Below are 11714 nucleotides of genomic sequence, written 5' to 3'. Positions count from 1 at the left end.
TTTAGAAGAGAGAACGCAGGCGCTGTCATGGGCAGCGCCTCGGGAGGTGCGAGTGCGGGCGCACACGCGGTGTTACTCGACGGGCGGGGTGTTGGCGTCGGCGGCTTTGTTTTTTTCATCCAGCGCGGTCTGCCGGGCGATGCGCGCATTCTTGAAGCGACGGCGGATCCACAGGCACACGCCCAGTACCAGCAGCGCACCCAGCACCCACAATTCGTACTTTTTAACGCTGCCGAGCAAGCCTTCCAGCACGGCGCCAAAGTGGTAGGCGGCGGTGGCCAGGGCGATGGCCCAGATGGCGGCACCAATACCGTTGAGCAGCAAATAGCGGCCCGGCGGATACCCGGACAGGCCAATCGCCACCGGCATGACGGTGCGCAGCCCATAGACAAAACGGAAGCTCAGGACCCAGATGTCCGGATGCTTGCGAATGTGCTCCAGCGCCTTGTCGCCCATCAGTTGCCAGCGCGGCTTGCGCGCCAACAGTTTGCGGCCGTGCTTGCGCCCCAGGAAGTACCACAGCTGATCGCCGGCATAACTGCCGAGGAACGCCACGATCATCACCAGTTTGAGGTCCATGTATCCGCGGAACGCCAAGAAGCCTGCGAGTACCAGAATGGTCTCACCTTCAAAGAACGTCCCTAGAAACAGGGCGAAGTAGCCGAATTCTTGAAGAAATTGTTGGAGCATTGTCTGGATGCTGGCGAAATGAACGCGCAGCCTACGCCTTCAAGCGCGTGTATGAAAGTATCGAAATGTGTCTTGTCGTGAACAAATCCTACAATGCACATGGTTTTGACTTACGTCATGCGCGTTGTCATCTGGCGTTCATGACGCGCCGTTATAAAGGTCGCGCGCGTGCAGGCCGAGGTTGTATCGGGTTTTTTTGCAGTCGCAAGCGATGTGCCCCTACGCACCGAAGGCTCTACTAAAGTCGCAGTGGATGACGGGCGGGTGGTGGTGATGCAACGCAGCCTCAGAACAATTTGGCCAAAACACCCTCTAACCAGGCCTCAGCCCGCATAAAGCGCCTCTGAGCGGTTTAATCCCGCAGGCGTTGGTGGCATTCTGGCTGTCAATTTGACTGGCCGCGCCGCTTAACTGTTACGAGAGTCAAACCCGCTCTTATCAGGAACAATCAATGAATACCGAAGGACAGACAGAACTCGTTGCCACCGAACCTCAACCGATCGTTGAGCAGGCCCCCGAACCCCAGCCCGAGCCGCAAGCGCAAGCCCCGGCCGAGAGCCATGGCGCGGCGCACCCGGTGATTACCATTCCGGGTCTGGATGACAGCAGCCTGTATATCCATCGTGAGTTGTCGCAATTGCAGTTCAACATTCGCGTGCTGGAGCAGGCGCTGGATGAGTCCTACCCGTTGCTGGAGCGGCTGAAGTTTCTGCTGATCTTTTCCAGCAACCTCGACGAGTTCTTTGAGATCCGGGTGGCGGGCCTGAAGAAGCAAATTACCTTCGCCCGCGAGCAGGCCGGTGCGGACGGTTTGCAGCCGCATCAGGCGCTGGCTCGCATCAGTGAGCTGGTGCATGGCCATGTTGATCGCCAGTACGCGATTCTCAACGACATTCTGCTGCCCGAGCTTGAAAAGCATCAGGTGCGCTTCATTCGTCGGCGTCACTGGAACACCAAAATCAAGGCGTGGGTACGCAAGTTCTTCCGCGATGAAATAGCACCGATCATCACGCCTATTGGTCTGGACCCGACGCACCCGTTCCCGTTGTTGGTCAACAAAAGCCTCAACTTCATCGTGGAGCTGGAAGGCATTGATGCCTTCGGCCGCGACTCGGGTCTGGCGATCATTCCAGCCCCGCGTTTGTTGCCGCGTGTGATTAAAGTGCCGGAAGACGTTGGCGGGCCGGGCGACAACTATGTGTTCCTGTCGTCAATGATTCACGCCCATGCCGATGACCTGTTCCAGGGCATGAAAGTAAAAGGCTGCTATCAATTCCGACTGACCCGCAACGCCGATCTGGCGGTCGACACCGAAGATGTCGAAGACTTGGCCCGCGCGTTGCGGGGCGAGTTGTTCTCGCGTCGTTACGGCGATGCGGTGCGTCTGGAAGTGGCCGACACGTGCCCTAAGCACTTGTCCGACTACTTGCTCAAGCAATTCAACCTGCACGAAACCGAGCTGTACACGGTCAATGGCCCGGTGAACCTGACGCGCCTGTTCAGCATCACCAGCCTGGACAGCCACCCCGAGCTGCAATACACGCCGTTTACGCCGGCCATCCCGAAGCTGTTGCAGAACAGCGAGAACATTTTCAGCGTGGTCAGCAAGCAGGACATTTTGCTGCTGCACCCGTTTGAGTCGTTTACCCCGGTCGTCGACTTGCTGCGCCAGGCCGCCAAGGACCCGCATGTCTTGGCCGTGCGCCAGACCTTATACCGCAGCGGTGCCAACTCCGAGATCGTGGATGCGTTGGTGGATGCGGCGCGTAACGGCAAGGAAGTGACGGCGGTGGTGGAGCTGCGTGCGCGTTTTGACGAAGAGTCCAACCTGCAACTGGCCAGCCGTCTGCAAGCTGCGGGCGCAGTAGTGATCTACGGGGTGGTGGGGTTCAAGACCCACGCCAAGATGATGCTGATTTTGCGCCGTGAGGCGGGCGAAATCGTGCGCTATGCGCACTTGGGCACGGGCAACTACCACGCCGGCAACGCCCGTCTGTACACCGACTACAGCTTGCTGACCTCGGATGACGCGCTGTGCGAAGACGTCGGCAAGCTGTTCAGCCAATTGATCGGCATGGGCAAAACCTTGCGCATGAAGAAGTTGCTGCATGCGCCGTTCACGCTGAAGAAGGGCATGCTGGACATGATTGCCCGGGAAACCCAGTTCGCCCTGGAAGGCAAGCCCGCGCACATCATCGCCAAATTCAACTCACTGACCGATCCCAAGATCATTCGAGCGTTGTACAAGGCCAGCCAGTCCGGGGTGCGGATTGACCTGATCGTGCGCGGGATGTGCTGCCTGCGCCCGGGCATCCCCGGCGTGTCGCATAACATTCACGTGCGCTCGATCATCGGCCGCTTTCTGGAGCACACGCGGGTGTTCTACTTCCTTAACGGCGGGGAAGAGCAGATGTTCTTGTCGAGTGCCGACTGGATGGAGCGCAATCTCGATAAGCGCGTCGAAACGTGCTTCCCGATTGAAGGCAAAAAGTTGATTCTGCGGGTCAAGAAAGAGCTTGAGTGCTACCTGACAGACAACACGCACAGCTGGAGCCTGCAGTCGGACGGCCGTTATATCCGCAACACGCCAACCGGCAACCAAAACCCGCGCAGTGCCCAGGCCACGTTGCTGGAGCGCTTGAGCCTGCCGGTATTGACCGTCAGCACCGGCCCGTCGGTGTAAGCCTGAAGGTGGCTGGCGCAGGTTGCGCCAGCCACTGCATCACCGCCTCAGGACACCGTCAGCACAATCCCGACTCGGGTTAACCATTGAGCTTCTTGCTCAAAGTCGGCCTGGGTCAGCGGGTTCTGTTCCAGCCAGCCTTCGGGGAATATCACGTCAAGGTGATCGCCATCGGCGCGCAGTTTGACTTGGGAGGCCTGCTGATCGCCGCGAATGTGGTGATACAGAATCGCAAAGCGCAACAACACGCACAGGCGAATCAGCTTGATGCCGTCATCCCCGAACTCGGCAAACTTGTCTTTAGGGATGTTGCGGCGGTGCCCGCGAACCAGCAACGCGAGCATTTGCTGATCTTCGCGTGAGAAACCGGCCAGATCGGAGTGCTCGATCAGGTAGGCGCCGTGCTTGTGGAAGTGATAGTGGGCGATGTCGAGGCCGACTTCGTGCACCTTGGCCGCCCAGCTCAGCAGTTCACGCCACACGCCGTCTTTCAGGTCCCATGACTTGGCCACTTGATCGAAGGCGCGCAGTGCTTTGCGTTCGACCCGTGCGGCCTGTTCGCGATCGACATGGTAACGGTCCATCAACGAGCTGAGTGTGCGCTCGCGCACGTCTTCATGATGGTGACGGCCCAGCAGGTCGTACAGCACGCCTTCGCGCAGCGCGCCGTCGCAATGATCCATACGCTGCAATTCAAGGGCGTCGAAGATGGCTTCCAGAATCGCCAGGCCAGCGGGGAAGATGGTCCGGCGATCCGGCTTGATGCCTTCAAAGTCGATCTTGTCGACTTCACCCAGTTTGAAGAGTTTGCGCTTGAGCCAGCTCAGGCCTTCGGCGTTGACCTCGCCATTACCGTGACCACCTGCCTTGAGGGCCAGGCCAATGGCGCGAATGGTGCCTGACGAGCCGATGGCTTCATCCCAGCCCAGTCGGTGCAGGGCGTGTTCGATGCTCATGATCTCCAGGCGCGCTGCGGTGTAAGCCTGTGCATAACGTGCCGGGGTGATCTTGCCGTCGCGGAAATACCGCTGGGTATAACTGACGCAACCCATTTGCAGGCTTTCACGCAGCAGGGGCTCAAAGCGTTGGCCGATGATGAATTCAGTGCTGCCACCGCCGATGTCTGCCACCAGGCGCTTGCCCGGCGTGTCCGCGAGGGTGTGTGAAACGCCCAGATAAATGAGGCGCGCCTCTTCCCGTCCGGAAATGACTTCAACGGTGTGCCCGAGAATTTCTTCGGCGCGCACGATGAATTCGTTGCGGTTGCGGGCTTCACGCAAGGCGTTGGTGCCGACGATGCGCACGGCGCCCAGCGGCATACCGTTGATCAGTTGGGCAAAACGCTTCAGGCAATCGAGCCCGCGCTGCATGGATTCTTCATTGAGTTTGCGTTCTTCGTCGATGCCGGCAGCTAACTGCACCTTTTCACCAAGACGTTCAAGAATACGGATTTCACCGTTCTGAGCCTTGGCCACCACCATGTGAAAGCTGTTAGAACCCAGATCAATGGCGGCGATCAGGGATGGATTCTTGGCTTGGGATTGGGGCATGGTTGAGGGGTCTCGGTCGATAACGTCGCCATCGTGCCACGATCACAGGCTCGCGCCAACGCGTGATGTCGGATGGCTTGATAGGGATCAAAGTTATTTTCTCAGTGCACGTCAGCGGTTATCTGACCGGCTGAACGGCAGCCCCTGCCTTAAAACCTTCTGCATACGCCGGCTCATGGCTGACTATAGTTATAGTCAATCAAGCGTCAGCTTCCTGAACGCAGTGATGACGGCTATGATGTGCTACGTTTTTGCTTACCACCACGGAGACTTCCATGAGCAGCGATCTTATTAAACACGTCACCGACGCTAGCTTTGAGGCCGATGTTCTCAAGGCTGAAGGCGCCGTACTGGTCGACTACTGGGCTGAATGGTGTGGCCCTTGCAAAATGATCGCGCCAGTTCTGGACGAGATCGCTGAGACGTACAAAGGCAAGCTGACCGTTGCCAAGCTGAACATTGATGAAAACCAGGAAACCCCGGCCAAGCATGGCGTACGTGGTATTCCGACGTTGATGCTGTTCAAGAACGGCAATGTCGAAGCCACCAAGGTGGGTGCGCTGTCGAAGTCGCAATTGGCTGCATTCCTCGACGCCAACATCTAAGTGTCGATAAAAGCCCTGCTAAATGCGGGGCTTTTTCATGGCTCAAGGACTAGACGCTATGAAAAGCAAGTGTTACATTCGGCCCCGCACTGGTTTCTCCACTGCCCCCTGCAAGCCGTCGCCGACGCACTCCTTATCGAATTAGTACGCGATCCTGTCGCCTTCTCTGCGGCGCGGCCTCATTAAGCCAAAAGCTTAATTTCCCCCCTCCATAAATGATTACGTCATTCCTATATGAACCTGACTGAACTCAAGCAAAAGCCGATTACCGAACTGCTCGAATTGGCCGAACAAATGGGCATAGAAAATATGGCCCGTTCGCGCAAGCAGGACGTGATTTTCTCCCTGCTGAAAAAGCACGCGAAAAGCGGCGAGGAAATCTCCGGTGATGGCGTGCTGGAGATCCTCCAGGACGGCTTCGGCTTCCTGCGCTCTGCTGACGCTTCCTATCTTGCCGGCCCTGACGATATCTACGTCTCGCCCAGCCAGATCCGTCGCTTCAACCTGCGCACCGGCGACACCATCGTCGGTAAAATCCGCCCGCCAAAAGAAGGCGAGCGTTACTTCGCCCTGCTGAAGGTCGACACGATCAACTACGATCGTCCTGAGAACGCGAAAAACAAGATTCTCTTCGAGAACCTGACCCCGCTGTTCCCGACCGTTCGCATGAAGATGGAAATCGGTAACGGTTCCACCGAAGACCTGACCGGTCGTGTGATCGACCTCTGCGCGCCAATCGGTAAAGGTCAGCGCGGTCTGATCGTTGCTCCGCCAAAAGCGGGCAAGACCCTCATGCTGCAGAACATCGCGTCGAACATTTCGCGTAACAACCCTGAAGTTCACTTGATCGTTCTGTTGATCGACGAGCGTCCTGAAGAAGTGACCGAAATGCAGCGCACCGTACGCGGCGAAGTGGTTGCGTCGACCTTCGACGAACCGCCAACCCGTCACGTGCAAGTGGCTGAAATGGTGATCGAGAAGGCCAAGCGTCTTGTTGAGCACAAAAAGGACGTGGTGATCCTGCTTGACTCCATCACCCGTCTGGCCCGCGCCTACAACACCGTGATCCCGAGCTCCGGCAAGGTCTTGACCGGTGGTGTTGATGCCCACGCCCTTGAGAAGCCAAAGCGTTTCTTCGGTGCGGCACGTAACATTGAAGAAGGCGGGTCGCTGACCATCATCGCCACCGCGCTGGTTGAAACCGGCTCGAAGATGGATGAAGTGATCTACGAAGAGTTCAAAGGCACCGGCAACATGGAACTGCCTCTGGACCGCAAGATCGCTGAAAAGCGCGTCTTCCCTGCGATCAACATCAACCGCTCCGGCACACGTCGTGAAGAGTTGCTGACCGCGGACGACGAGCTGCAACGCATGTGGATCCTGCGCAAGCTGTTGCACCCGATGGACGAAGTAGCCGCCATTGAGTTCTTGATCGACAAGCTGAAACAGACCAAGACCAACGACGAGTTCTTCCTGTCGATGAAACGCAAGTAATACGGTTTCTCGACTCAAAAAATGGCGCCCTCCAGGGCGCCATTTTTTTTAAACATAAAAAAGGGAGGTTTGTGCTTAACTCCGGTCAACAAAAACAATGTATTAGCGAGTTTCGAGCGTTATGACTTCTCTTGTTTATCGCAGGGATATTGATGGCCTGCGTGCAGTTGCCGTGATTGCTGTCGTGCTGTTTCACTTTGGTGTACCCGGTTTTTCCGGCGGCTTTGTGGGCGTCGATGTGTTCTTCGTCATTTCCGGTTATCTGATCACTTCAATCATCTGGCGTCAGCGTGAAGCCGGACGTTTCAGTTTCGTCGAGTTCTGGGCACGTCGCGCGCGACGGATCTTGCCCGCCTTGTTCGTCTTGCTGATGGCGGTATTGGTGGCGGGTTGGTTCCTGATGGCGCCCAAGGACTACGAAGAGCTGGGGCGCTCGGTGCGCTACCAGGTAATGTTCGCGTCCAACCTGTTGTTTATGCGCCAGGAAGGCTACTTCGACGCCGCCAGCGATCTGAAACCGTTACTTCACACGTGGTCATTGGCGGTTGAAGAGCAGTTCTACATCGTCTTCCCGCTAATACTGACGTTGCTTTCCAGCCGTTTCAGGCACTGGCGCATGGCCTTGTTCAGCCTGTTACTGATTTCATTTGGCTTGAGCGTCTGGGCTGTGGCGCATCACCCGGAGAAAGCGTTTTTCCTGCTGCCGATGCGCGCATGGGAGCTATTGGCTGGCGCCATGCTGGCCATCGCGCCTGAACCCAAGAAACGCCTGACGCCAGCTGCGGCGCAGTGCTTCAGCCTGTTGGGGTTGGCGCTGATACTGGTGGCAGTGTTCGGCTATGAAAAAAGCACCCCTTTCCCCGGTGCCGCAGCGCTGTTGCCTGTCATAGGAGTGGTGGCCCTGATCTGGGCCAACGAGCATCACCGCACGTGGGTCGGTCAGGTATTGAGCACCCGCGTGATGGTCGGGCTGGGTCTGATTTCTTATTCCTGGTACTTGTGGCACTGGCCGGTGTTCGTGTTTGGCAGTTATGCCAGTGTGGATGACTTCGGCCCCGTGTTGACCGCTGCGCTGATCGCGCTGACGTTGATCCTTGGCTATTTATCCTGGCGATTCGTTGAAACCCCGTTCCGTGAACGTCGATGGCTGGCCGGGCGTCGTCAGATTCTGACCGCCGCAGCGCTAGGCATTGTGGTGTTGGGGCTGGCGGGGCAAGCGCTGCGCTGGACGGATGGCTTGCCGTCCCGTTTGTCAGAGCAGGCATTGCAATACGCCAACGCCAGCAAATGGCGGCCCGAACTGATGGCCTGCATCACCGATGACAAAAGCCCGGCAGACACACCGTTTTGCCGCTACGGCACGCCCGATGCGCCAGCGCAGTTGTTGGTGTGGGGCGACAGTCATGCCACGGCGTTGATTCCGGCGCTGGACGCAAGCGCCCGGCAGTACGGGGTCAATGTCATGTTGGCCAGTTCGGCCGGCTGTTTGCCGCTGCAAGGGCTAGAGCATGGTGAGCGGTGTGCCCACTACAATCGGCGCGTGGAACAGACGCTCAATGCCGAACCGGTTGGCGACGTAATGCTGGTGGCACGTTGGAGCCTGTACCTCGACGGCGACGCCAAGGGCGACAAGGGCCATGCGCTCAAGGCGGCGGACGGCCACTATGACCGGGCCATCGCTGAGCAGCGTCTGGCAGACGGGTTGCGCACGCGCATTGATGAGCTGCGCAGGGCCGGCCATCGGGTCTGGCTGATGAAAGAAGCCCCGTTGCAACCGTTTAACCCCCCGTATCGCTTGAGTCGGCTGGCGATGTTGCATCAGCCGACCTCGGGCACCGGTTTTGCCCTGGCCGAGCACCTCAAGCAGAAGGCGTTTATCAACCAACTGTTCGCTCAACTCGCTGCCAACGACCCCGGCGTCAAGGTGTTGGACCCTACGCCGCAACTGTGTGATGACACGGGTCTGTGCCGGGCCGAACAGGAGGGTCATTCGTTGTATACCGATGACAACCACCTGTCCGAGGTCGGTGCCCGCTTACTGCTTCCTGTGCTCGCCCCGCTGTTCCAAGAGGTGGCAGGCGCCAGGGCGCTGGGCGTGAAGTGAGTTCAAATCCGCCCGCCCAGCAGCGATAAGCTGCCAGCGGGCGGCATTGCAGGTAGGATGTACGCCTATTTTGAGGGTGCCAACGTCAATGAAATTCAAGGATCTTCGGGATTTCGTGCAGCAGCTAGAGCAGCGCGGAGAGTTGAAACGCATCCAGATTCCCGTCTCTCCAGTGCTGGAGATGACCGAAATCTGTGACCGCACGTTGCGCGCCAAAGGCCCGGCGTTGCTGTTCGAGAACCCGACCGGCCACACGATCCCGGTACTCGGTAACCTGTTCGGCACGCCAGAGCGCGTGGCCATGGGCATGGGGGCTGAGTCTGTCAGCGAATTGCGTGAAATTGGCAAACTGCTGGCGTTCCTCAAGGAGCCAGAGCCGCCGAAAGGTCTGAAGGACGCGTGGTCGAAACTGCCGATCTTCCGCAAGATTATTTCCATGGCCCCGAAAGTCGTTAAAGACGCGGTGTGCCAGGAAGTCGTGATTGAAGGCGACGATGTCGATTTGGCCATGTTGCCGGTGCAGCACTGCTGGCCGGGCGATGTGGCGCCGCTGATTACCTGGGGCCTGACCGTCACCAAGGGCCCAAACAAGGATCGCCAGAACCTCGGCATCTACCGGCAGCAAGTGATAGGCCGCAACAAAGTCATCATGCGCTGGCTGAGCCACCGGGGCGGTGCGTTGGATTACCGCGAGTGGTGCGAAAAACACCCCGGTCAGCCATTCCCTGTTTCCGTGGCGCTCGGCGCTGACCCCGCGACCATCTTGGGTGCCGTGACGCCAGTGCCTGACAGCCTGTCCGAATACGCGTTTGCCGGTCTGTTGCGCGGCAACCGCACCGAACTGGTGAAGTGCCGCGGCAACGATCTGCAAGTGCCCGCCACGGCGGAAATCATCCTTGAAGGCGTGATTCATCCGGGTGAAATGGCACCGGAAGGACCGTACGGCGACCACACCGGTTACTACAACGAAGTGGACAGCTTCCCGGTCTTCACCGTTGAGCGCATTACCCATCGGATCAAGCCGATTTACCACAGCACCTACACCGGCCGTCCACCGGATGAGCCTGCGATTTTGGGCGTGGCGCTCAACGAAGTGTTCGTACCGATCCTGCAAAAGCAGTTCCCGGAAATCACCGACTTCTACCTGCCGCCTGAAGGCTGCTCGTATCGCATGGCCATCGTGACCATGAAGAAGTCGTACCCAGGGCACGCCAAGCGGGTCATGCTCGGCGTGTGGTCATTTTTGCGTCAGTTCATGTACACCAAGTTCGTGATCGTGACCGATGACGACATCAACGCCCGCGACTGGAACGACGTGATCTGGGCCATTACCACGCGCATGGACCCCAAGCGCGATACGGTGATGATCGACAACACGCCGATCGACTACCTCGATTTCGCCTCGCCGGTGTCCGGTCTGGGTTCGAAGATGGGGCTCGATGCGACCAACAAATGGCCGGGTGAGACCACGCGCGAATGGGGGCGGGTCATCGTCAAGGACGAAGCAGTGACCCGCCGTGTCGATGACATCTGGAACCAATTGGGAATAGATTGATGCGAGTTACCTTGCAGCCGTCAGGCGCGGTGTTGGACACCTTGCCCGGCGAGCCGATTCTGAATGCGGCGCAGCGCCTGGGCTATGAATGCCCGCAAAGCTGTCGCAATGGTAATTGCCATGTGTGCGCCGCCTTGCTGGTTGAAGGACGCGTCCAGCAGGCGGGCGAAACGCGTGACCATGGCGAGATCTACACGTGCCTGGCGCAGCCGCAGGAAGACTGCGTCGTGTTGTGGGACGGTGTGCTTGCCTTGGGAGAGTTGCCGGTGTGCAGCGTGGTCTGTCAGTTGACCGAATGCAGCGAAATGGGCGGCGATGTGTGGCGCGTGCGTCTGCGTGCGCCTGCGGGCAAGCCACCGCGCTATTACGCGGGCCAATACGTGATGCTGGAGCGTGAGAACGGTGAAAAATCCGCCTTTTCGCTGGCCAGCGCCCCACACGCCGGGCGCGACCTCGAACTGCATGTGCTAGTGCGCGAAGACAGCGCCCGTCGCCTGATCGAGCAACTGCAACGCAACGCAATGATCCGGGTTGAAATGCCGTTCGGTGATACGCACTTGTCCCAATTGCCCGACGGCCCGCTGGTGTTGATCGCCGCGGGCACCGGCATGGCGCAAATGCACAGCCTGATCGAGCATTGCCGGGAGAAAGGATTCCCGCATCCGGTGCATTTGTACTGGGGCGTTCGTCGTCCTGAAGACTTCTACACCCTGGAAGAGTGGGACGCGTGGCAGAGCATTCCGAATCTGCATTTGCACAAGGTGGTCAGTGACCTGTGCGGATGGGAAGGACGTTGTGGGTTGTTGCACGAAGCCGTGTGCGAAGACATCCACGACCTGAGTGCTGTCTACGTGTATGCAAGCGGGTCCCCGGCCATGGTGTACGGCACCTTGGACGCGCTGGTCGCCGCAGGCATGGACGCCCACCAGATGCGCGCTGACGTCTTTGCGTACAGCCCACGGCCCTGATGCCTCGTGTGCAGCCTGTCGCAGCCCCGCGCCGCGACAGTGGCTGCACCGGCGGGTGCCCGCGC

8 protein-coding genes are annotated in these 11714 nt (G+C 58.7%); 6 read left to right on the top strand and 2 right to left on the bottom strand.

Features of this window, described 5'->3' with window-relative positions:
* Positions 1-72: 72 nt before the first annotated feature.
* Entirely contained in the window at positions 73-690 is a 618-nt protein-coding gene (locus BKD70_RS14440) for a DedA family protein (protein WP_047272815.1), read from the bottom strand.
* Positions 691-1141: 451 nt separating this feature from the next.
* Here BKD70_RS14440 and ppk1 point away from each other — a divergent pair, with 451 nt between their 5' ends.
* Complete coding sequence (ppk1, locus tag BKD70_RS14435; RefSeq protein ID WP_047272816.1) at positions 1142-3373, top strand: polyphosphate kinase 1; 2232 nt, start codon at positions 1142-1144, stop codon at positions 3371-3373.
* A 47-nt stretch (positions 3374-3420) separates the two neighbouring features.
* Here ppk1 and ppx read toward each other — a convergent pair whose 3' ends face one another.
* Complete coding sequence (ppx, locus tag BKD70_RS14430) at positions 3421-4923, bottom strand: exopolyphosphatase (RefSeq protein WP_047272817.1); 1503 nt, start codon at positions 4921-4923, stop codon at positions 3421-3423.
* A 275-nt stretch (positions 4924-5198) separates the two neighbouring features.
* On the opposite strand from ppx, the gene trxA reads away from it, so the two are divergent.
* From trxA to BKD70_RS14405, 5 genes are all read left to right on the top strand, one after another.
* Positions 5199-5528, top strand: a complete 330-nt coding sequence (gene trxA, locus BKD70_RS14425; RefSeq protein ID WP_016783018.1) for a thioredoxin TrxA — start codon at positions 5199-5201, stop codon at positions 5526-5528.
* A 234-nt stretch (positions 5529-5762) separates the two neighbouring features.
* A complete protein-coding gene (gene rho, locus BKD70_RS14420; protein ID WP_047272818.1) occupies positions 5763-7022 on the top strand; it encodes a transcription termination factor Rho in 1260 nt (419 codons plus the stop codon).
* Between the two features lie 121 nt (positions 7023-7143).
* Positions 7144-9126, top strand: coding sequence for an acyltransferase family protein (locus BKD70_RS14415; RefSeq protein ID WP_047272819.1), 1983 nt, complete (start codon positions 7144-7146; stop codon positions 9124-9126).
* Between the two features lie 88 nt (positions 9127-9214).
* Positions 9215-10681, top strand: a complete 1467-nt coding sequence (ubiD, locus tag BKD70_RS14410) for a 4-hydroxy-3-polyprenylbenzoate decarboxylase (RefSeq protein WP_047272820.1) — start codon at positions 9215-9217, stop codon at positions 10679-10681.
* Positions 10681-11649: a CDP-6-deoxy-delta-3,4-glucoseen reductase gene (locus BKD70_RS14405; RefSeq protein WP_047272821.1), complete on the top strand. Its 969-nt coding sequence runs from the start codon at positions 10681-10683 to the stop codon at positions 11647-11649. The genes ubiD and BKD70_RS14405 overlap by 1 nt, the downstream gene beginning before the upstream one ends.
* The last annotated feature ends 65 nt before the right edge of the window (positions 11650-11714 follow it).

It is taken from the genome of Pseudomonas sp. BS-2016 (assembly GCF_001806145.1).
GTDB lineage: Bacteria > Pseudomonadota > Gammaproteobacteria > Pseudomonadales > Pseudomonadaceae > Aquipseudomonas > Aquipseudomonas lundensis.
Note: the sequence above shows the minus strand (reverse complement) of the source record. Positions and strands in the feature narration are given on the sequence as shown.